Genomic DNA, 21,639 nt, shown 5'->3' on the forward strand with positions numbered 1-21,639 from the left:
GGGAGCGAGCCTGCTCGCGAATACGGTCTGTCAGTGACATTTGAAGTAACTGATGCACCGCTTTCGCGAGCAGGCTCGCTCCCACATTGAATCTTCGTTTTGTTCAGGTTTTTTGCGCGGCCTTGAGGCATTTGAGATCGTTGAAGTCTTTGCGCACGCCTTCGATTTTTTTCAACAACCGCTGCCGCTGTTGCGGCGTACTTTCGGCCATCAAGTCCACCGCCAGTGAGCGTCCCTGCGCTTCAGTTTCGGCGAAGGCCTTGCGGTAATCCGCTGTCCATAAACTCTCGCGATTGACCAGAAGCGTCTCGATTCTCTGTGGGAATTCGGGGCTTTTGCGTTGAGCGACGGCGGCACTGAATTGCTTTTGCCAGTGGGCCCGGTTGGCAATCCATTGGGTGTACTGATCGCCCAGCGCGGTCGACCAGGCCATGACTCGCTGTTCCTGGATGGCGCTCAAGGGGCCGAGCCAGTCATTCAAGCGTTTAACCATCCGTGCGCCACGCTCGGCAATTTGCTGATCAAGCGGCGGCTTGAGGTATTCCTGCTGACGCTTGCGCAAATCCTTGGCAAACGCGTCATTCATCTCGGCGACCTGTTTGTCATCCAGCCCCTGCAGCAACTCGATCGCCGACGGGGTGATCTCTCGAGCGGTTTCGGCGATGGCCTGCTTGGCTTCCGTAGTGCGCGCCTGTAACGCGGCATCGGTGACCTGATTGGTTTCGACCATGGTCTGCAGGCGATCCAGCCAGTCCAGATAGCCCGGCAATTGCGTGGTGCAATGCCAGCTCAAATGATCCTTGAGGCGTTCGTTGAACCAGTCTTTCTGCTCGCCGTTCATGTCCAGATAGTCGCTGAGCGTCCACGGAATGATCACGTCGAGGTTGCGATAGGCCAGGCCGACACGGCTGCAAGCGCCGAGGGCGAGGGTGAAGATCAGTAGCGCGGCGATGTGTTTGAACCAGCGAGACATGGGCGAATCCTTGCGTGAGCCTGGCTTCGAGGGACTGATTCCTATGTGAACGCAGAATGAACCCGGCAGTTCAGCCGATCAATAGAACGCGCGCGCAGCCTTGAGGGTGACGAGGCCGTCGCACTCGCTGTTGTGCCCGGAGTAGGCCGAGCAATCGCTGCCGCTGAGACTGGAGTCGCTGTAGATCAGATCGAGGTCGACGCCCATGAACGGTCGGGACAATTTCACCGACCAATCAGTAAAACTGCCGACATAACCACCGTCCACTGCCACTGGCGTGTTCAGTTGGTGGGTGGTGTATTTCATGCTGACGCCGATGCCGAACGGCTGGTTGCCGCCAAGATCGGCAAACAATGTGTTGTTCTGTTTATCCGGGTCGTTGCTGAAGGCCACGCCGAAACGACTGCCGAGCAGGGTCAGGCCACCAAACAGCTCCTGGCTGTCGAGGGTGTCGACCTTGGGATAGCTGTAGTGGATCATCCCGACTTCATAGCCGAGGGTCTGATCGAAAGGTTGTTTAAAACCGACGTAGGAATCGATTTCGAGGTTCTTGCCCGGGGAGATGCCCATGCTCGGTGCGTACTGGCCGACATAGAGGCCGCTGTCATGGCTAAGGTCGAGGCCGCCATGGAAGGAACCGACGGCCGCCGGTTTGACCAGGCCTTGAGCCATGCTACGCGTTGGCGTGGTGCCGAGTTTGAGATCAAAGTCGCCGAGTTCACGCTGGAAAATCTGCGCGTGCGCGGTCGCACTGGCCAGAAGGCCTACGATTAATAAACAGGATGTTTTGCGCATGCGTCACTCCATGAACAGCGAGCGCAGGAAGGCGGGCCTGCTGAAACGCTTGATCTAGACGCGTGCAAGGATACCGGCGAATGACCGGCATTGAAGGCCGTTCGTCGATTTACCAGGAATTTTGTTTAAAACGGAGGGGGGGACGCGGTGCCAGTCCAGGCGCTTCGAAGCTCAAAGCGCCTCTGGACGGGTGTAAAACCGGTATTACTTCTTGCCCAGGCTGATCTGCTTGGACGGGCCGAATGTCTGGCCACTGACGCCTTTGGCAATTTGCTGGATCTCGCCACCAGACTTGAGGAACGCTGCGATCTGATCGTTGATCGATTCGCTGGTTTCAACGGCTGGAGCTGGCTTTGCTTTGCTGGTGGATGCTTTTACACGCATGGCGGCCATTAACCTGTAGAAAAGTAACTCGGCCAGGCATCGTACAGGAATAACTTGACAATTGCTTGGTAAATATCCCCCGGAATAACCCACCTCATTGCTGCATTATTCTCGATTAAATGTTCGAAATATCCGGCTAACCTGCTGTTTTAAATAAAAACATTTATGTGCACGTGCATGGAATTATTCAGCCATGAGCGTTCGTGTCTGTCTGACGAGTGGCACCTCCGCCCATCTGCGGCCAAGAAAAATCAAGGTGTTGAGCCGGTTTCACACGCGTGCCGATCTGTCACCCGACGGCCACGGCAAAAACGGGTAGAATGCCGCCCACGCAATGAGGGTTCTGGAAATGGCTTTAGTCGGGCGTTACAACAGTTTGCAAGTGGTTAAACACACTAACTTCGGTTTATATCTGGACGGCGGTGCCGATGGCGAGATTCTTTTGCCCAACCGTTATATTCCGAAAGATATTCCCAGCGAAGATGAAGATTGGCTCAATGTTTTTGTTTATCTGGACAGCGAAGACAAACTTCTCGCCACCACGGAAAAACCAAAAGTTCAGGTCGGCGAATTTGCCAGTCTGAAAGTCGTTGAAGTCAACAGCATCGGTGTGTTCCTCGATTGGGGGCTGCCGAAGGATCTGTTGCTGCCGTATTCCGAAGAAAAGCGCCAGATGACCGCCGGCGAATACTGCGTAGTGCACGTCTACCTCGACAAGCACACCCGCCGTATCACCGCCACTGCACGACTGGACCGCTACCTCGACAAGACTCCGGCCAACTACAGCCAGGGCCAGGAAGTTGATCTGCTGGTTGCCGAAGCCACCGACATGGGCTTCAAGGCGATCATCAACAACAAGCACTGGGGTTTGATCCACAAGAATGAAATCTTCAAGTTCATGCGCGCCGGCATGATAGAGAAGGGCTACATCAAGGAAGTGCGGGCCGACGGCAAGATCGCCCTGAGCCTGCAGCCGGTTGGCCAGGAAGCAGCCAGCAGCCTGAACTCGAAGATTCTCGCCAGGTTGCGTGACAACAGCGGCACATTGCCGGTCAGCGACAAGAGCGATCCGGCGTTGATCAGCAGCCTGTTCGGCGTCAGCAAGGGCAACTTCAAGAAGGCCATCGGTTCGCTTTACAAGGAAGGCAAGATCGTTATTCATGCCGATCGCATTGAACTAACCTGAGACACCGCTGGCCCCATGTAGGCGCTGCCGAAGGCTGCGATCTTTTGACTTTGAAGATCAACAGATCGCAGCCTTCGGCAACTCCTACTTGAGGGCGGGTGTGATGAAGAAAACTCTGGTTGCATATGTTGCGACGCTGATTGCGTTCCTGCTGCTCGACGGTATCTGGCTCGGCCTGTTGATGGCGCCGACCTATCGCGAACTGCTCGGTTCGCTGATGCTCGAAAAACCGCTGCTGGTTCCGGCAGCGGTTTTTTATTGCCTGTATGTTTTTGGTTGTGTGGTGTTTGTGGTGCTGCCGGCGGCGACCTGGCAGTGGGCGGCGAAGCGGGGCGCGTTGTTGGGGCTGGTGGCTTATGGCACCTATGACCTGACCAATTGGGCGACATTGCGTGGCTGGTCGGTGCAGGTGACGTTGATGGATTGGGCGTGGGGAGCGTTTGCCACTGCGGTGGCTTGTAGCGTTGGTTTTTTGTTGGCTAAACGACTGCATTCAGATCCGTGAGCAGGGTTGATAGAACTGACGCCATCGCTGGCAAGCCAGGCTCCCACAGGGTTTTGTGTCGAACAGTGGAACAGCGGACAACCCTGTCATTGTGGGAGCGAGCCTGCTCGCGAATGGCGGCGCAGCCGACAGCCATTCCCCGCTGACGCCACTGAAGCACAAAGTGTCTTTTCCAGACGGCTTTTTCCGCCCGACTCATTGATAATCCTCGACACTGTTTTCTGACCATTGGATGGCCTGCCATGTTGTGTGTATTCGAGGTGTTGCGGTGAGTGTCGAGCGGCGCAATGCCGACAGTTTTGCCCTGCAAGTGATGATCGGCCTCTGTCTGATCTGGGGCGTGCAGCAGGTGATGATCAAGTGGGCGGCGGCGGATATTGCGCCAGTGATGCAAGCGGCGGGGCGCTCGGGGATTTCCGCGTTGCTGGTCGGCTTGCTGATCTGCTGGAAGGGCGGCTGGAGTCAGGTCGGCAACACTTGGCGCGGTGGTTTGCTGGCCGGTGCGCTGTTTGGTCTGGAGTTCTTTTTCATCGCCGAAGGCCTGCAACTGACCACCGCTGCGCACATGTCGGTGTTCCTCTACACTGCGCCGATTTTCACCGCGCTGGGCGTGCATTTTCTACTGGCCAGTGAACGACTGCGACCTTTGCAATGGCTGGGGATTCTGCTCGCTTTCATCGGCATCGCGATTGCCTTTGCCGGCGGTGTGTCGTGGGACAACCTCGACCGCCGTATGCTGCTCGGCGATGCCTTTGGTGTTCTGGCCGGTGCCTGTTGGGGCGCGACCACGGTGGTGGTGCGCGCCTCGCGTCTTTCGGAGGCGCCGGTGACACTGACCCTGTTCTATCAGTTGATCGTCGGCTTCCTTGGCCTGCTGCTGATCGCGCTGTTCAGCGGCCAGATCACTCACGTCAGCCTGACCCCCGTGGCGGTGGCCAGCGTGTTGTTCCAAGGGCTGGTCGTGTCATTCTTCAGTTACCTGATCTGGTTCTGGCTGCTGCGCCGATATCTGGCGGCCAACCTCGCGGTGTTCTCGTTCATGACGCCGCTGTTCGGCGTGACCTTTGGCGTGGTGCTACTTGGCGAACCGTTGACTGCGAACTTCGTCATCGGAGCTGTGCTGGTTTTGCTCGGCATCACTTTTGTCAGCGCCGAGCAGTGGCTGCGTCGGCGTTTGCGCAAAGCGCTGGGCCAGCGCTAGGCGTCTGCATCGCCAAGCCGCCGGCCAGCAACAAACCGCTGCCGGCGATCACCAATGCCGGCTGCAAACCGCCGCTGAAATGGCTGCTCAATGCTGCCAGCAATGGGCCGCTGAGTTGGCCGACGGCGAAACAGGCTGTGAGCATGCCGGCATTGCGCTGAGTGGCATGCGGCGCCAGTTCCCGCGAGCGTTGCATGACCAGTTGCATGCACGCCAGGAATGGCGTGCCGCACAGGATCACCCCCAACGCGAGGCCAATGCCGCTGCCCAGCAGGCAAGCGAACACTCCGGCCGCTTGCAACCACAGCGTCGCCATCAACCAGTGACGAGTGGTTGCGGGATCGTGACGCCGCAAGCTCACCAGCAAGACCCCGAGCGCCGCGGCCAGGCCAAAGCACGGCCAGAACAGATCGGCCTGCCATTGCCCGTGAAATTGCGCAGTGGCCATCTGTGACAGGAAAGTCGCCGGAATGATGTAACCGACGCCATATAGCGCATAAATCATCGCCAACCGTCCGATGCCCCGATTCGATGGGCTGACCGCCGCCACAGCAACCGAAGCCGCTGCGACCGGCGTTGGCAGCAGTCGCCATACGCTCAGCATCATCACCAACGCAGCCGCTGCATAAATCAGCCACAACGTCGCGGACGTCTGGTTAAGCTGATGCGAGACCAGTGCCAACAACCCTGTCAGAAAAATCCCTAAACCCGGTCCGGCAAATACCAGAGCGCCCAAACGTGGACGACCCGCTGCCGCTGCCAAGGGTTGGCTTAAAGACGTGATCATCACCAGCACCCACGCACTTGCCACCCCGGTGCCGAAGCGCAGCACCAGGTGCGACCAAAAACCGTCGGCCCAGAATGATGCCAGGGTCAGCAGCACACACAGCCACAAGCCACCATGCAAGCGCCGCTGAACTTGCTGCGGGCGATGGGCGAACATCGCGTCCACCGCGCCGAGCAGGTAACCGAGGTAATTGGCCGCCGCAATCAGACCGGCGGCTGTCAGGTCGATCTGCCCCTCGCTGAGCAGGTGCGGCATTTGCGGGGTGAGGGCGAAACGTCCGATGCCCATGGCCATCATCAAGGCCACGAAGCAGGCGGATAAGCGAATGAGCGGCGACATGGTCGGCATTCCGTGAGGGCTTCAATGACCGTCAGGCTAGGACTGATTGACTTTCTTTAAAATTGAATAATAGTGAGTAACTTGTTCTGTTCTGGAGAATAGTTGTGGAGTTCAGCCAATTGCGGATCTTTCAGGCCGTGGCCGAGGAGGGTTCCATCACCCGCGCCGCCGAACGTCTGCACCGGGTGCCATCGAATCTGTCGACCCGGCTTAAACAACTTGAAGAGCAACTGGGCGTCGAGCTTTTCGTCCGTGAGCGTCAGCGTTTGCAGTTGTCGCCTGCGGGAAAAGTCTTGCTGGACTACACCGGCAAACTCTTCGCTCTGCGCGATCAGGCCAGTGCGGCGGTGATGGGCGGCAAACCCGCCGGTGACTTTGCTCTGGGCACCATGTACAGCACGGCGGCGATCCATTTGCCGGCGTTGCTGGCGCAGTACCACAAACACTATCCGGCGGTGAATCTGCAGGTGCAGTCGGCGCCGAGCGGTGAGTTGCTGGAAGGATTACTCACCGGGCGCCTTGATGCTGCGTTGGTCGATGGCCCGCTGGAACTGGCCGGGCTCGACGGCGTGCCGTTGTGCGAGGAGCGGTTGGTGCTGATCACTGAAATCGATCATCCGCCGGTGCACAGTGCGCGGGATGTCGAAGGGCGATCGGTGTTTACCTTTCGTCGCGGCTGTTCCTACCGCATGCGCCTGGAGGCGTGGTTTTCGCACTATCACGCGACCATGGGGCGGGCGATGGAGATCGAGTCGTATCAGGGCATGCTCGCCTGCGTGATTGCCGGCAGTGGCGTGGCGCTGATGTCGGAGTCGATGCTGGCCAGTCTGCCGGGGCGCGACAGCATCGCGGTACATCCGTTGGCCGAGCCATTCGTGGGTGCGACAACATGGCTCATGTGGCGCAAGGGCATGGTCGGCGCCAACCTTAATGCATGGATCGAAGTGCAGCAGGCTGTCTATCCTGCGGCTCAGATCGAAACCCGCGAAACCGCCTGAACCAATGGCGGCACACTCTGTTCAATTCAGTAACAGATCATTGCGGATTTGGCCGAGCATTGCGTAGGACTTCGGACTATTATCAGTGCGAAGCGGCCTCAGAATTCCGGCCGCTCAGCACCACCCTGAAGGGGGCACGACGATGAAAGAGAAAATTCAAAACTGGCTGCACGACTTGGGTGTTGCCCTCGGCTTGATCGAACCGCCTCTGCAACCTGTACCGATCCGCACCGATGACGAGCAACGCCGCCGTCAACAACGGCGCCGGTAACGCCCCCGATCCGAGATCAAAGGCTGCGATCTTTTGCGTTTTCAGCGCCGTGAAATCTCCAGTAAAAACCGACTCAAGTCATTCGCGGTCTTGGCCGCGCAACCACTCGTCAATCATGGAGCGCAAATGCGCGCCGGAAAAACTGCCGAAATGCCCGCCATGCACCGTGCGGATCGGCAACGCCTGCAAACGCCTCAGACTGCTGGCGTAATCCTGCAGATCAGAGTGGTAGGCGTCTTCGATCAGCGGCCCGTCGTAGATGATGTCGCCGCTGAACAGGGTCTCAGTCGCCGCTTCATACAGGCTGATCCCGCCCGGTGAATGCCCCGGCGTGTGCAGCACTTGCAGCGTGCGGTTGCCCAGATCCAGCACATCACCGTCCTCGACAAACCCGGTGGCCGGCGCGGCTTTGACCCGGTATTCGGCGTAGCACAATGGGCAATCCGGATGCGCTTCGAACATGTCGTCGCCGACGAAAGCGCGGCTCAAATCGTTTTCGCCATCCGGCGCGGCCAGAATGTCCGCTTCGGCCGGATGCACCAGCCGTTCAGCAAATTCGTGATGCCCGGCGATATGGTCGAAATGGCAATGACTGGCCACTGCCACCAACGGTCGCTCGGTGATCCACGGCAATTGTTCGCGCAGGCTGACCAGCCCCGAACCGCTGTCCAGCAGCAGATCTTTGTCGCGGCCCTGAACGTGCCACAGGTTGCAGCGGTAGAACGGGCGGATATACGGCTCATGAATCAGCCGAATGCCGTCACTCAGGTGCTGCACTTCAAACCACTGATCACGAGAAACTATTTTCATCAGCACTTTTCTCCAGGCGTAAAAAAACGGGTGTGGCAACCGACGCCACACCCGTCGAAGAAAGCATCAAGCCGTTACATCAAAGCTTAGATGGCACTGGCCACGGTCGCCGGGCGAGGGGAGACCAGGCTGACCACCACAAAACTCACCAGACCCACCGCCAGGCTGTAGTAGATCGGCGTGTTCGCATCCAGACCGTCCTTGAACATGAACAGCAGTGCCGTGGCGAAGCCCAGGCCCATGCTGGCGATAGCGCCTGCGGTGGTCGCGCGTTTCCAGAAAATCGCACCGATCAGCGGAACCAGCATGCCGCCCACCAACAGGTTGTAGGCGAGGGTCAGGGCGCTGATTACATCATTCACCACCAGCGCGATACCCAGCACCACGACACCGGTCAGCAGGGTGAACAGGCGGTTGACGCCCAGGCTCGACTGTTTGCCGCCACGCAATTTCGGCAGCAGGTCTTCAGTCAGCGTGGTGGCAGCGGCGAGCAGGCCGGCGCTGGCGGTGGACATCATTGCCGCGAGTGCCGCAGCGATCACCAGACCCCGGATGCCGTCCGGCAGCGACAGTTTGACGATGGCGGCGAAGGCGTTGTTGACGTTGTCCAGATCCGGGATCAGCACGTGCGCGGCCATGCCGATCAGCGCGCAGGCCAGGCCGTAGACGATGCAGTAGATGCCCGCGAGGCTGCCGGCGTATTGCGCGACTTTGGCAGTCTTGACGGTGAACACCCGTTGCCAGATGTCCTGACCGATCAGGATGCCGAAGAAGTAGATCATGAAGTAGGTGATGATCGTGTCCCAGCCGATCGTGGTGAAGCTGAAGGCGGTCGCCGGCAGTTTCAGCACCAGCTCGTCCCAACCGCCGACGCGGTACAGGCAGATCGGCAACAGGATGAACATCAGGCCCACAGTCTTGATGATGAACTGGACGATGTCAGTCAGGGTCAGCGACCACATGCCGCCGATCGCCGAGTAGATCACCACCACGCCACCACCGACGAGTACCGAAACCCAGAATGGCAGGTCAAACAGCACTTGCAGCACGGTGCCGATCGCCAGGATCGAGGTCACGCCGATCATCAGTGCGTAGGCCAGCATGATTGCCGCGCTCGCCGAGCGGGCCATCGGGTTGTAGCGTTTTTCCAGGACTTGGGTAACGGTGTAGATCTTCAGTTTCAACAGCGGTTTGGCGAGGAACAGGTTCAGCGCAACGATGCCGCAACCGAGTGCCGCGCACAGCCAGAAACCGGAGATGCCGTGCACGTAGCCCAGACGTACAGTGCCGACGGTGGACGCGCCACCAAGCACGGTCGCGGCCATGGTGCCCATGTACAGGCTCGGGCCGAGGTTCCGACCGGCAACGAGAAAGTCCTCGTTGGTCTTGGCCTTGCGCATGCCGAAGTAGCCGAGCAAGAGCATGCCGGCGGCGTAGATGAGGACGACGAATAAATCCAAAGCCATGATGGCGTGTCTCCGATTGTCTTTTTTATGGTGAAACAAATTTGGTTCGGTGTAGCTGCCCTTTGTGGGAGCGAGCCTGCTCGCGAAGGCGTCAGCACATTCAACGAAGAAGTGACTGAAAGATTGCTTTCGCGAGCAGGCTCGCTCCCACAGGGGATCGGCGTCAGGCGGCCTGACGCAGTTGAGGTTTTACTGCGGCTTCACGCCGGGCATCCTTGGGGCCGAACACTTCGCGCGGTTCCGGGAACAGGCTCAGCAGCGTCAGGTACACCACCGAAGCCAGGCCTAATGTCACCGGCAAACTGATGTCGATGCCGCCGGCCATTTCACCCAGCGGGCCAACGAACTGCCCCGGCAGATTCACAAAGCACAAGCCGACTGCCGCACTCGGAATCCACGCCCCCAGGCCGCGCCAGTTCCAGCCGTGGCTGAACCAGTAGCGTCCGCCCTGTTCGCCACGGGTGAACACTTGCAGGTCATCCGGGCAGTAGAAGCCGCGACGTACCAACAGGCCGATGATCATGATCACCATCCACGGCGTGGTGCAGGTGATGATCAGCACGGCGAAGGTCGACACGCTCTGCACCAGGTTCGCCGCAAAGCGCCCGATGAAGATGAAGGCAATCGACAGCACGCCGATCAGCAGTGTCGCTTTCACTCGCGAGAGAACTCGCGGGAACACGCTGGACATGTCCAGCCCAGTGCCATACAGCGAAGTGGTGCCGGTGGACATGCCGCCGATCACCGCAATCAGGCACACCGGCAGGAAGAACCAGCTCGGCGACACCGCCAGCAAACCGCCCACGTAGTTGTTCGCCGCGATGTAGTCCGGTGCCTTGATCGCGACGATGGTCGCGGTGGTCAGGCCGAACAGGAACGGGATGAACGTGGCAATCTGCGACAGCACCACGGCCGCCATGATGCGTTGCTTGGAGGTTTCACGCGGGATGTAGCGCGACCAGTCGCCGAGGAACGCACCGAAGGAAATCGGGTTGCTCATCGCCACCAGCGCAGCACCGATGAACGCCGCCCAGAAGCCCGGCTGACCGAGGTTCACCGTACCGGCGTAGTTGACGTCGAACGGACCGGCGAAGGCGAAGATCCCCAGCAGGAACAACAGGCTGGCGCTCCACACCGCGATCTTGTTCACCCACAGCAAAAAGCGGAAGCCGTAGATGCACACGGTCAGCACCAGAATCGCGAACAGACCGTAGGCCAGGCCCAGGGTCAGGTCGGTTTCCGGCAGACCGATCAGGCGTTTTGCACCGCCGATCAGCGCATCGCCCGAACTCCACACCGAGAGCGAGAAAAACGCGATAGCGGTCAACAGCGACAGGAACGAACCGACGATCCGCCCGTGCACGCCGAAGTGCGCACCGGACGACACGGCATTGTTGGTGCCGTTGAGCGGGCCGAACAGGCCCATCGGTGCGAGGATCAGCGAGCCGAGCAGCACGCCCAGCACAATCGCCCAGACGCCAGCCTGAAAAGACAGGCCAAACAAAACCGGGAAACTGCCGAGCACGGCGGTGGCAAAGGTGTTCGAACCACCGAAGATCATCCGGAACAAGTCCGTCGGGCCTGCGGTTCGTTCGTGGTCCGGGATCTGTTCGACCCCGTGGGTTTCAATCTGCGTAAGGCTTTGGTCGTTGTTGTTGTTATTCATGATCTGCTCCGATCATAAAGGCGCGCCTCATCGTGCGTGAGGCGTCACCTGTTTTGGCTAAGGGGATGGCAGCCCTTCCGGCATTGCGGACAAATGTTCGTGACAGGCCAGCCAAAGGCCTTGTTGTTCTAGGCTCGACGCGTGTTTCTTGAACACAATCGTCTCGCGCTCCTGGCTGAAGTGTTGCTCCCCTTGCATGCGCAGCTCGGTGGCCACGTCATGGATGAAAATCGCCACATCACCTTGCAGGCTGACGAAGGCGTTGCTCGAGGTGCACGCAAGCACCTCGAAGCCATCCTCGGCGCGCCAGCGGTCCCACAAGGCCTGATAGGCATCGCGCGACAGCAGTGGCTGTTCGAGGGTGTAGAAAACGAAACTCGCATCGGCGCTGAACGCGCCGAAGTAAGCTTCGCGATCGTTACGGGCGAAGGCGTCCACCAGTTCGGCGGCCGCTCGCAAAACCTGATCACGTTCGTTCATGACCCGATCCTCAGCGATGGACCACGCCAGGTAGTACGCAGAGCATTTCGTACAGCAGGTTGGCGGCCAGCAGCGAGGTGTTGCCGGTGGTGTCATAAGCGGGCGAGACTTCTACCAGATCGCAACCGATCAGGTCGAGGCCCTGGCAGCCACGGACGATCTCAATCGCCTGAATGGTCGTCAGACCACCGATTTCCGGGGTGCCGGTGCCAGGCGCCCAGGCTGGATCGATGCCGTCGATGTCGAAACTCAGGTACACCGGACCGCCACCAACTTTTTCGCGCACTTCGGCCATTAGCGGTGCCAGCGACTTGTGCCAGCACTCTTCGGCCTGAACCACGCGGAAGCCCTGATCGCGGCTCCAGTTGAAGTCGTCAGCGGTGTAACCCTGCGCGCGCAGACCAATTTGCACCACGCGGTCGCAGTCCAGAAGGCCTTCTTCGACGGCGCGACGGAAAGTGGTGCCGTGGGCAATCTTCTCGCCGAACATGTGATCGTTGACGTCAGCGTGGGCATCGATGTGCACCAGACCGACCTTGCCGTGCTTTTTATGGATCGCGCGCAGGATCGGCAAGGTGATGGTGTGGTCGCCACCCAGGGTCATCGGGATCACGTTGTGCTCGAGAATGTTGTCGTAGGCTTCTTCGATGATGCGTACGGCGTCGAGCAGGTTGAAAGTGTTGATTGCCACGTCACCGATGTCGGCGACCGACAGCGAGTCGAACGGCGCAGCGCCAGTGGCCATGTTGTACGGGCGGATCATCACCGATTCGGTGCGGATGTCGCGAGGCCCGAAGCGGGTGCCGGGGCGCAGCGAAGTACCGATATCCAGTGGCACGCCAACGAAGGCAGCGTCCAGGCCGGCAGCGGTCGGTACATGGGGGAGTCGGAGCATGGTGGCGATGCCGCCGAAGCGCGGCATTTCGTTGCCGCCCAGTGGTTGGTGAAGAATCTTGTCCACGGGTAAGGCCTCATCGTCTTTGTTTTATTTATGTCGGCGCGCCGTTGAGCACGGGTTCGGACGCCGCTGTGGGGCCGATGATGCGAAATGTAGTGAGGGGAAAGAATCGCTACGGGCAAAAACTTAGTTCAGATTTTTCTAAACTAATGGCGGGGCTGGGATTAGACTTTGCGGTCTTGGGATTCTTGCCTGGCTGAACATTGCCGCCCCTCACCCCAGCCCTCTCCCAGAGGGAGAGGGGGCCGACCGAGTTGTTGGCGGAATCTACATCGACCTGAAAAATCGAGTCGAACTCAGGATTTGAAAGCCATGGAGATCAGCTCCCTCTCCCTCCGGGAGAGGGCTGGGGTGAGGGGGTTTTCCCACAGACACACAGTTGCAAAGCCCGGAGTAGAAATGGCCAACGCTTTACCCGACCTGAAACTGTTGCGCATCTTCGTCAGCGTGGTCCGGCATCAGGGTTTCGCCAATGCGCAGCAGGAACTCAACCTGTCGACTTCGGCGATCAGCACCTACATGAGCCAGCTTGAAGCCGCGCTCGGTCTGGTGCTGTGCCATCGCGGCCGCGGTGGGTTCAGCCTGACCAGCAAGGGTGAGCTGTTCCATCAGGAAACCCTGCGCCTGCTCGCCGAGCTCGAAGGTTTCGAGCAATACGCGGCAGCGCTCAAGGGCGAACTGCGCGGCACGCTCAACCTCGGCGTGATCGACTCCACGGTCAGCGACAAGGCTCTGCCGTTCGCCGAAGCCATTGGTGCCTACAGTCAGGAACACCCGGCGGTGCATTTGCATTTGTCGGTGATGAGCCCGTACGAACTGCAACTCGGCGTGCAGGACAATCGTCTCGATCTGGCCATCGGTGCGTTTTCCACGCGCATGAGCGGTCTGGTGTACATGCCGCTGTACCGCGAGCAGCACTGGTTGTATTGCAGCAGCCGCCATCCGTTGTTCAACGAGCGGCGCATTCCCGAGCAAGTCATCACCCAGCAACGCATGGTCGGGCGTGGTTACTGGAGTCAGGCGGAACTGGCCCGCCACGGCTTCAAGCACAGCGCCGCCACCGTGGAAAGTATGGAGGCGCAGCTGATTCTGGTGCTGTCCGGCGCCTACATCGGTTATTTGCCGGAGCACTATGCTCAGGCGTGGGCCGACAAGGGCGATTTGCGCGTGTTGCTGCCGGCGACCTTCGGTTATCAGGCGCCGTTTTCGATGATCATGCGTCGCGGTCGTAGCCGTGAACCGCTGATCCAGACCTTCCGCGATTTGCTCAAAGCTCAGCTCAATCAGGCTTAGCTTGCAGGAACAAGAAGTATGTCCAGACCCCAATGCCCGCGCTGCCTGCGCCCCCAAACCCATTGCCTGTGCCCGCTGATCCCGAACCTCGACAGCCGCACGCGGGTGTTGCTGTTGCAGCATCCGAGCGAGGTTAACCATGCGTTGAATACCGCGCGGCTGGCGGCGCTGGGTTTACGCAGTGCCGAGCTGATTGTCGGTGAGGTATTCGAGGATTTGCCGACCCTGTTGAACCGCCCGGGGTATCGGGCTCGGTTGTTGTTCCCGGCGGACGATGCCCAACCGATGCAGGCTTACGACGAGTCCGATGAACCGCTGTTGCTGGTGGTGCCGGACGGTACGTGGCGCAAAGCGCGCAAGATGCTCCACCTCAATCCGCTGCTGGCGGCGTTGCCGCGGGTGACGCTGGCCGAGGGCGGGGTGTCGCGCTATCGGTTGCGCAAGGCGCCGGGGCCGGGGGCGTTGTCGACGATTGAGGCGATTGTGCAGGCGTTGCAGACACTGGAGGCTCCGGCGTCATTCGAGCCGTTGCTCAAGCCGTTCGAAGCGTTGATCGAGGGGCAGATTGCGGCGATGGGCGAGGAGACGTTTCAGCGTAATCATGCTGAAAAATAGTCGGTGTTCTTGCTGGCCTCATCGCTGGCAAGCCAGCTCCCACAGGTTCTGAGGTGTTCACAGGTTTTGTGGCCGACACGGACACTGTGGGAGCTGGCTTGCCAGCGATGGGGCCAGTCAATTCACCACAAAATCCGGATATCTCTAGCGTTCGCGCATCGCCTCGGTCCGGGCTTTAAGCACCGGTTTCAGCAAGTAATCCAGCACACTTTTCTCCCCGGTAATAATGTCCACCGTCGCCACCATCCCCGGGATGATCAGCAGCGGTTTCACATCTCCGCCCAAATGGTTTTTATCGGTGCGCACCTGAATCAGGTAGAAGCTGTTGCCCTTGTCATCGGTAATCGTGTCCGCACCGATCAACTCAAGCTTGGCACTCAGCCCGCCATAAATCGTGTAGTCGTAAGCACTGAACTTGACCATGGCTTTCTGGCCCGGATGCAGGAACGCAACATCCTGCGGCCGCACCTTGGCCTCAATCAGCAGGTTGTCTTCCAACGGCACGATTTCAACCATGTCGCTGCCCGGTTGCACCACGCCGCCGATGGTGTTGACCTTCAATTGCTTGATCACCCCATGCACCGGTGAGGTCACCGTGGTGCGGGTGACGCGGTCGTCGATGGCGATGCTGGTGGCGGTGATTTTCGACAGATCGGTGCGTTTCTCATTCAGCTCTTTCGCCGCCTCGGAGCGGAAGGTTTGCTCCGACTCGTCGATCTTGCTGCGGATCTCGGCAATCGCCGATTCGGCGCGGGGAATGGCCAGCGTCGTCGCGTTCAAAGAGCCTCGGATTTCTACCGCACTGCGTTTGAGCCGGAGGATTTCCACGGGTGACACCGCACCGGTTTTGACCAGTGGCTCGGACATGTTCATCTCTTGCTGCAACAGCGCCAGGCTGGAACTGAACTGGCCCTGTTTGGAGCGAAACTCCGCCAGTTCCTGCGTTTTCTGCCGCAGTTGTTCGCTAAGCGTGCGCTGCTCGCTGGCCAACCGACGTTGGCGCTGTTCGTACAGCGACCGCTCGTCTTCGGCGACTTGCGGCGCCTTGGCGATGACTTCATCGGAGAGCTTGAACGGCCGGCCCTCGGCCTCCGCCGACAGCCGCTCGACCTGCGCCGTCAAGGCGTAACGATCGGCCTCGCTCTCGCCCTTGTTCGAGCGAAAGCGCGTGTCATCCAGACGCAGCAATGTGTCGCCCTTGTTCACCATTTGTCCTTCGCGCACAAAGATCTCGGTGACGATCCCGCCCTCAAGGTTCTGGATCACCTGAATCTTGCTCGACGGAATCGCCTTGCCTTCGCCCATGGTCACTTCTTCGAGCACGGCAAACCTGGCCCAGACCACCGCGCTGATCAGCAGCGCCGCCGCCAGCCACACAGTGATGCGCGACCAGCGCGGTGAATCCTGCAAGGAAGCACCGGCGGTTTCCGGCATGAACTCGGCTTCGGCGCTTCTGCCGAAGCTGTCGAAGTAGCCGCGCGATTTGCTATCGGAGGAAGCAGACATGGGGCAACTCCTAGACCGCCGCCGAGCCGACACGGCCCTTGCGCAGTGCATCGATGACCGCTTCTTTCGGACCGTCGGCGACGACCCGCCCGTTGTCCAGCACCAGCAGCCGATCCACCAGACTCAGCATCGAGGTGCGGTGGGTGACCAGCAGCAGTGTCTTGCCTTGCACCCAGCCATGCAGCTTTTGCCGCAATTGGTCTTCGCTGCTGTTGTCCATGGCACTGGTGGGTTCGTCGAGCAGCATGATCGGCGGGTCGAGCAACAAGGAGCGCGCCAGCAACACCGCCTGGCGTTGGCCGCCAGAAAGCAATTGCCCGCGTTCACCTACTGGCCGATCAAAGCCTTGCGGATGCTGACGAGCGAGTTCCGTAACGCCGGTCAGTTCGGCGACTTCGAGCATCCGCGAATCGCTGATGTAACGTGCGCCGAGGGTCAGGTTGTCGCGCAGGCTGCCGGCCAGCAGCGGCAGGTCGTGGGCGACGTAGCCGATCTGCTGGCGCAGGTCAGCGACATCGAGTTGGCGCAGGTCGAGGCCGTCGAGCAGCAGTTGGCCCTCCTCGGGTTCATAGAAGCCCATGACCAGACGCGCCAAGGTGCTTTTGCCCGAACCGCTGCGACCGATGATGCCGACCCGTTCACCGGGTTTCAGGCTGAAGCTGACATTGCTCAGCGCCGGGGCATTCTGGCCGTTGTAATGAAAGGTCACGCCGTTGACGTCGAGCGCGCCTTGCAACTGCGTGCGCTCCAGCGGCCGCTGTTTGCCGTCGCGCTCTTGCGGCAGCGCCATCAGCGCGTCGGTGCTTTTCATGGTCAGTTGCGCTTGCTGATAGCGGGTGATCAGCCCGGCAATCTGCCCCAGCGGCGCGAGTACACGGCTGCCGAGCATGTAGCTGGCGACCAGCGCACCGACGCTGAGGTTGCCGGCGATGATGCTGTAGACCCCGGCAACAATCGTCGCCATTCCGGAAAACTGTTGAATGAATAACGTGCCGTTGGTGGCCAGCGCGGATAAGTTGCGCGCATGGCTGTCGAGACGGGTGAGGGCGCCGTGGGTGCTTTCCCATTTGTGCTGGCGCTCGCTTTCGGCGCTGCAGGCCTTGAGGGTTTCCAGACCGCCGAGGGTTTCGATCAGCACTGCCTGGCGTTCAGCGCCGAGGCTCAGGCTTTTCTGCACGGTGTCGCGCAGGCGCACCTGAATCGCCATGGCGAAGATGATAGTGATCGGAAACGCCAGCAGCGGAATCACCACCAGCCAGCCGCCGAGCAGGCCGATGACCACCAGCATCAGCACCACGAAGGGCAGGTCGATCAGGCTGGTCAGGGTTACCGCTGTGAGAAATTCACGCAGGCCCTGGAAGTCATGAATGCTCTGGGCGAAACCACCGATGGTTGCCGGCCGCGCCTTCATCGACATGCCGGTGATGCGTTCGAATAAAGTCGCGGAAAGGATCACGTCGGTTTTCTTGCCGGCAGTGTCGAGCAGGTGCGCACGCACCACCCGCAACACCAGTTCAAACCCAGTGCCGATCAACAGCCCGATCGACAGCACCCACAGGGTCGACGTGGCCTGATTCGGCACCACGCGATCGTAGGTCTGCATGACGAACAGCGGCACCATCAGGCCTAAAAGATTGATCAGGAAACTGGCGAGAATCGCATCGCTGTAGAGCCATTTCGACAGCTTCAGGGTGTCGCGAAACCATGCATGCACCCGTGGCACCAGCGGCGAGCGCAGGTCTTCGAGTTCGTGGCGCGGACGCGCAAACAGAGCCTGGCCGCTGTAATGCTCGGCGAGCTCTTCACGGCTGATCCATTGTTCGCCGCCATCGGCTTCGCTGGGCAGGATCAGCGCTTTGCCGTCATCGCCGAAACGCCGCAATACGGCGGTGCGGCCGTCGTTGAGCAGCAGCAGAATCGGCAGGTTGAGCGGCGAGATGTCTTTCAGCTCACGCCGCAGAATCCGTGCCTGCAATCCGGCGCGGGCGGCAGCGCGGGGCAGCAGGTCGAGGCTCAGACGCTGTTTGTTCAGCGGCAGCCCGGCACTCAGGCTGGCACGGCTGACCGTCGCGCCATGCAGTTTGCAAAGGATCAACAGACCGTCGAGTAACGGATCATCGAAGCTCAGCCGCGGATCGACCCCGATGTTGCCGGGTTCCATGCTGGTCATATTGATCGCTCCCCTGAAACGGTGGCACTGGCTACACAAAACTGAACGGAACGCTTGATCGTCTATCACCCCAATCACGTGTAGGAGCTGCCGCAGGCTGCGATCTTTTGATCTTGATCGTAAAAAACAACGTCAAAAGATCGCAGCCCGCGGCAGCTCCTACAGGGAGTTGGTTATTTCAGCTCGGGCAGGCGCGCTTCGTTCTTCACTTCGGTCGCCGCAATCGCATCAGCCGGCAGCACCACCCGTTGCTTGCTCAGCAACTGGCCCATGTTCGCCAGCACGCGGTACATCGAATATTCCTCGGTGTAGCGGATTTCGGTGTAACGACGGTTGGCGTTGTAGAGCTCGTTTTCGCTGTCGAGCAAGTCGAGCAGGGTACGCTGGCCGAGGCCGAACTGATCCTGATACGCGGCGCGCACGCGTTTGGTGGTTTCGGCGTATTCGCGGGCGGTCGGGGTCTGTTTCTTCGCGTTTTCCATGGCGTTCCACGCCAGGCGAATGTTCTCGTTGAGTTGACGCAGGGCGTTGTTGCGGATGTCCATGGCCTGATTGATGTCGTGGGCATTGGCGGCCAGTCGCGCCTTGTCGCTGCCGCCACGGAACAGGTTGTAGTTCATCACCACGCCCACCCGCCATTCGTTGTCGTGGCCTTCATCGCCTTGCACGTTGTTATTCGCGCCGACGGCGGCTTCGGCATCGAAGCGTGGGTAGAACGGCGATTTGGCGACTTCGTACTGGCTCTCGGCCGACTGCACGTCAGCCTGGGCGGATTTCAGATACGGGTTGTTGTCGACCATGCTCTGCTGGGCTTCACGCAGTTCGGTCGGCAACTCGCCACGGGTCGAGGCCGGGGTTTCCAGTTCATCGGGCATGCGTCCGACCACGCTGTAGAAGTTGGCTTCGGCGTCAGACAGATCGACTTCGGCGGTGTCGAGGTTGTTCTGCGCCAGCGCTTTACGCGCAACCGATTGATCGGAGTCGGCGGTGCTGCCGACACCCCGCTCGGTGCGCAGGCCGATCTGATCGTTGACCCGCAAGTGCGCCTGCAGGTTGTTGCGCGCCAGCGTCACCAACTCGCGGCGTTTGAGCACTTCGAGGTAGACCTCGATGGTGCGCAAGGCCAGATCCTGAGCGGTGCCCTGCGCGTAGTACGCACGCGAATTGGACACGCCTTTGGTGCGCTCGACCTCGTTGGCGGTGTTGAAACCGTCGAACAGCATTTGCCGCAAACGCAGCTCGGACTGGGTGTAATTGAGGATTTCGGTGTGGTGATTACCGAAGGCCCGGGTGTTGGTGTTGTCGCTGTAGCCACGGCCATACGCGGCGTTCAGATCGACGGACGGATAGAAACCGCCCTTGGCCACTTTGACTTGCTCATCTGCCGACAGGCGGGCGTCCACGCGCGAGGCCAGTTCCGGGTGAGTGGCGATGGTGCTTTGAATCGCCTCGGTGAGGTTCATGGCCTGAGCTTGAGAAGTGCAAGCCATGGCCAGCAAAACCGCGCTGCAGAGGGGGGTTAGAACGCGCATGGGTGCATCTCCCTGAGTCCTGATGGTGTGTTACTGTCGCCAAATATTTGACGATATTTTTAGGTGTATGCGTTTCACTCTTGTAACAACAGAGCTAAGAACATCCTGAAGCGTAGCTAAGAAAAAATTTTCATAAGGCTTATGCCGAAAAAAACTTATGCGCTTTGTAAAAACCGGCACATTGTTCAGCATGAAAGCCTTTGTTTTATGCGCTTTAGGGAGCGCAAAAAGGCTTGAGGAAAGTTCCACTCACTTTGCGACATACGGCGAAGTACTGCTGAAGGGGAGGGACGCGTAGCGGCTGATGAGCGACAGATTTTTGTCACTCGAGTGATTCACCACCGTTACGTAGCGTTAGTGGGCGTATGGCTTTGATCAGGATGTGGAAGTGCTTGATAGCACTGATGTTTCCGAAAGAGGCCGCCTGCGAAACGAACTGTCGAGGGTGCGAGCGTCACCTCCGACAACCCGATTGAGCCATGGGCTGCTTCGCTTACCAGTGCCGACGGTGGTCGGCAGCGGAGGATTTCACATGGCAACGCTCATCGGCACAGTCACTAAAGTCATTGGCCAGGTTTTCGCCCAGTCAGCCGACGGTATTAAACGCGCACTGGTTGAGGGGGATCGTTTGTTTGCAGGCGATCAACTGATCACTGGCGCGGAAGGCGCGGTGGCGGTGAAGCTGGACAACGGCAAAGAACTGACCCTTGGACGCGGCAGCAGCATGGCCATGACCAGTGAACTGTTGGCCGGTCAGGCTGCACACGTAAATGCTGCGGAGGCCGTGACCCCGAGCGACGCGCAACTCACCGACGTCGAGCAGATCCAGAAAGCCATCGCCGCCGGTGAAGACCCGAGCAAAACCGCTGAAGCCACCGCGGCCGGCCCGAATGCTCCGGGCGGTGCGCCAGGTGAACTGGGCGGTGGCCACAGTTTTGTCTTGCTGACCGAAGTCGGCGGCCGGGTTGACCCGATCATCGGTTTCCCCACCGCCGGGTTCGGCGGTATTCCTGAATTCCCCGAAGAACGTCGTAACGCGGTGATCGACAACGGCGACAACACCCCGGCAGTCGTTGTGCCGCCTCCAGTCAACAATCCGGTGACCCTCAGCGGCCTGAACGTGGCTGGCGGCGAGCTGAACGTCAATGAAGCCAATCTGCCCGACGGCTCGGCGGCCAATCCAGGAGCACTGACGCAAAGCGGCAGCTTCACCGTGTCGGCGCCGGATGGTTTGACCAGTCTGAGCATCGGTGGCATCAACCTGATCAACGGCGGCGTAGCGGTCGGGTTCCCGCAATCGATCACCACGCAACTGGGCAACACCCTGACCATCACTGGTTACAACCCGGCGACGGGCGTGGTCAGTTACAGCTACACCCTCAACGGCAACGAAAGCCACGCAGCCGGCGATGGCGTGAACAACCTCAGCGAGCAGTTCACGGTGATTGCCAGCGACAGCAATGGCGACACCGCGACGGGCACGCTCGACGTCAATATCACTGACGACGTGCCGAAAGCGTTTGACGACGCCAACGGTACAGCCTCGGAAACCCTGCTGACCCTGACCGGCAACGTGCTGACCAACGATGTGCAAGGGGCTGACCGCGTCCCTACCGGACCGGTAACTCCGGGCACGTTCACCGGCACTTACGGCACCTTGGTTCTGAATGCTGACGGCACGTACACCTACACGCTGAACACCAA

Annotated in this window: 20 protein-coding genes; 8 read left to right on the forward strand and 12 right to left on the reverse strand. The window is 59.8% G+C overall.

The annotated features are described in order from the left end of the window. Positions 1 to 103 precede the first annotated feature (103 nt). From QZR14_RS14335 to QZR14_RS14345, 3 genes are all read right to left on the reverse strand, one after another. Positions 104 to 973, reverse strand: coding sequence for a DUF6279 family lipoprotein (locus QZR14_RS14335; RefSeq protein ID WP_311996922.1), 870 nt, complete (start codon positions 971 to 973; stop codon positions 104 to 106). 78 nt (positions 974 to 1,051) lie between these two features. Beyond that, a complete protein-coding gene (locus QZR14_RS14340) occupies positions 1,052 to 1,768 on the reverse strand; it encodes a TorF family putative porin (RefSeq protein ID WP_250603623.1) in 717 nt (238 codons plus the stop codon). A 204-nt stretch (positions 1,769 to 1,972) separates the two neighbouring features. Further along, on the reverse strand, positions 1,973 to 2,161 hold the full coding sequence (locus tag QZR14_RS14345; RefSeq protein WP_016985943.1) for a hypothetical protein: 189 nt from the start codon (positions 2,159 to 2,161) through the stop codon (positions 1,973 to 1,975). Positions 2,162 to 2,501: 340 nt separating this feature from the next. Here QZR14_RS14345 and QZR14_RS14350 point away from each other — a divergent pair, with 340 nt between their 5' ends. The 3 genes from QZR14_RS14350 to QZR14_RS14360 all read left to right on the forward strand — a co-directional run bounded on the left by QZR14_RS14350 (position 2,502) and on the right by QZR14_RS14360 (position 5,044). Then, positions 2,502 to 3,338 (forward strand): CvfB family protein, encoded by an 837-nt coding sequence (locus QZR14_RS14350; protein WP_311996923.1) that lies wholly within the window; start codon positions 2,502 to 2,504, stop codon positions 3,336 to 3,338. Between the two features lie 103 nt (positions 3,339 to 3,441). After that, positions 3,442 to 3,843 carry a DUF2177 family protein gene (locus QZR14_RS14355; RefSeq protein ID WP_250603627.1) on the forward strand — a complete coding sequence of 134 codons (402 nt, stop codon included), beginning with the start codon at positions 3,442 to 3,444 and terminating at the stop codon, positions 3,841 to 3,843. Positions 3,844 to 4,111: 268 nt separating this feature from the next. Then, on the forward strand, positions 4,112 to 5,044 hold the full coding sequence (locus QZR14_RS14360; RefSeq protein ID WP_311996924.1) for a DMT family transporter: 933 nt from the start codon (positions 4,112 to 4,114) through the stop codon (positions 5,042 to 5,044). Here QZR14_RS14360 and QZR14_RS14365 read toward each other — a convergent pair. After that, entirely contained in the window at positions 4,989 to 6,170 is a 1,182-nt protein-coding gene (locus QZR14_RS14365; RefSeq protein WP_311996926.1) for an MFS transporter, read from the reverse strand. The genes QZR14_RS14360 and QZR14_RS14365 overlap by 56 nt on opposite strands. Positions 6,171 to 6,274: 104 nt before the next feature. Between QZR14_RS14365 and ptrR the strand changes: the two genes are divergently transcribed. Next, positions 6,275 to 7,168 carry a putrescine utilization regulator PtrR gene (gene ptrR, locus QZR14_RS14370; protein WP_311996927.1) on the forward strand — a complete coding sequence of 298 codons (894 nt, stop codon included), beginning with the start codon at positions 6,275 to 6,277 and terminating at the stop codon, positions 7,166 to 7,168. Between the two features lie 142 nt (positions 7,169 to 7,310). Continuing rightward, positions 7,311 to 7,439 carry a PA1414 family protein gene (locus QZR14_RS14375; protein ID WP_007914492.1) on the forward strand — a complete coding sequence of 43 codons (129 nt, stop codon included), beginning with the start codon at positions 7,311 to 7,313 and terminating at the stop codon, positions 7,437 to 7,439. Between the two features lie 78 nt (positions 7,440 to 7,517). Here QZR14_RS14375 and QZR14_RS14380 read toward each other — a convergent pair whose 3' ends face one another. The 5 genes from QZR14_RS14380 to speB all read right to left on the reverse strand — a co-directional run bounded on the left by QZR14_RS14380 (position 7,518) and on the right by speB (position 12,822). Then, positions 7,518 to 8,249: an MBL fold metallo-hydrolase gene (locus QZR14_RS14380; RefSeq protein ID WP_311996928.1), complete on the reverse strand. Its 732-nt coding sequence runs from the start codon at positions 8,247 to 8,249 to the stop codon at positions 7,518 to 7,520. Between the two features lie 86 nt (positions 8,250 to 8,335). Then, positions 8,336 to 9,715: a sodium:solute symporter gene (locus QZR14_RS14385; RefSeq protein WP_311996929.1), complete on the reverse strand. Its 1,380-nt coding sequence runs from the start codon at positions 9,713 to 9,715 to the stop codon at positions 8,336 to 8,338. Positions 9,716 to 9,878: 163 nt separating this feature from the next. After that, positions 9,879 to 11,381: a purine-cytosine permease family protein gene (locus tag QZR14_RS14390; protein WP_311996930.1), complete on the reverse strand. Its 1,503-nt coding sequence runs from the start codon at positions 11,379 to 11,381 to the stop codon at positions 9,879 to 9,881. Between the two features lie 57 nt (positions 11,382 to 11,438). Beyond that, complete coding sequence (locus tag QZR14_RS14395) at positions 11,439 to 11,861, reverse strand: YybH family protein (RefSeq protein WP_311996931.1); 423 nt, start codon at positions 11,859 to 11,861, stop codon at positions 11,439 to 11,441. Between the two features lie 10 nt (positions 11,862 to 11,871). After that, positions 11,872 to 12,822: an agmatinase gene (gene speB / locus QZR14_RS14400; protein WP_003222717.1), complete on the reverse strand. Its 951-nt coding sequence runs from the start codon at positions 12,820 to 12,822 to the stop codon at positions 11,872 to 11,874. A 396-nt stretch (positions 12,823 to 13,218) separates the two neighbouring features. On the opposite strand from speB, the gene QZR14_RS14405 reads away from it, so the two are divergent. Together QZR14_RS14405 and QZR14_RS14410 are read left to right on the forward strand one after the other, a co-directional pair. Then, positions 13,219 to 14,112 carry a LysR family transcriptional regulator gene (locus QZR14_RS14405; protein WP_007956593.1) on the forward strand — a complete coding sequence of 298 codons (894 nt, stop codon included), beginning with the start codon at positions 13,219 to 13,221 and terminating at the stop codon, positions 14,110 to 14,112. An 18-nt stretch (positions 14,113 to 14,130) separates the two neighbouring features. Beyond that, the gene (locus QZR14_RS14410; RefSeq protein ID WP_311996932.1) at positions 14,131 to 14,727 is read left to right on the forward strand and encodes a tRNA-uridine aminocarboxypropyltransferase; all 597 of its coding nucleotides are present in this window, start codon (positions 14,131 to 14,133) and stop codon (positions 14,725 to 14,727) included. A gap of 144 nt (positions 14,728 to 14,871) precedes the next feature. On the opposite strand, the gene QZR14_RS14415 is transcribed toward QZR14_RS14410, so the two are convergent. From QZR14_RS14415 to QZR14_RS14425, 3 genes are all read right to left on the reverse strand, one after another. Beyond that, positions 14,872 to 16,233, reverse strand: a complete 1,362-nt coding sequence (locus QZR14_RS14415) for an HlyD family type I secretion periplasmic adaptor subunit (RefSeq protein WP_250603645.1) — start codon at positions 16,231 to 16,233, stop codon at positions 14,872 to 14,874. 10 nt (positions 16,234 to 16,243) lie between these two features. Next, positions 16,244 to 18,403, reverse strand: a complete 2,160-nt coding sequence (locus QZR14_RS14420) for a type I secretion system permease/ATPase (protein WP_250603647.1) — start codon at positions 18,401 to 18,403, stop codon at positions 16,244 to 16,246. Positions 18,404 to 18,576: 173 nt separating this feature from the next. Continuing rightward, the gene (locus QZR14_RS14425; protein WP_007914523.1) at positions 18,577 to 19,935 is read right to left on the reverse strand and encodes a TolC family outer membrane protein; all 1,359 of its coding nucleotides are present in this window, start codon (positions 19,933 to 19,935) and stop codon (positions 18,577 to 18,579) included. A gap of 532 nt (positions 19,936 to 20,467) precedes the next feature. Between QZR14_RS14425 and QZR14_RS14430 the strand changes: the two genes are divergently transcribed. Further along, positions 20,468 to 21,639, forward strand: a 1,172-nt coding sequence (locus tag QZR14_RS14430; protein WP_311996933.1) for a retention module-containing protein, incomplete at its 3' end; no start/stop codon positions are given.

Source organism: Pseudomonas sp. rhizo66, from assembly GCF_031931925.1.
Classification (GTDB): Bacteria; Pseudomonadota; Gammaproteobacteria; order Pseudomonadales; family Pseudomonadaceae; genus Aquipseudomonas.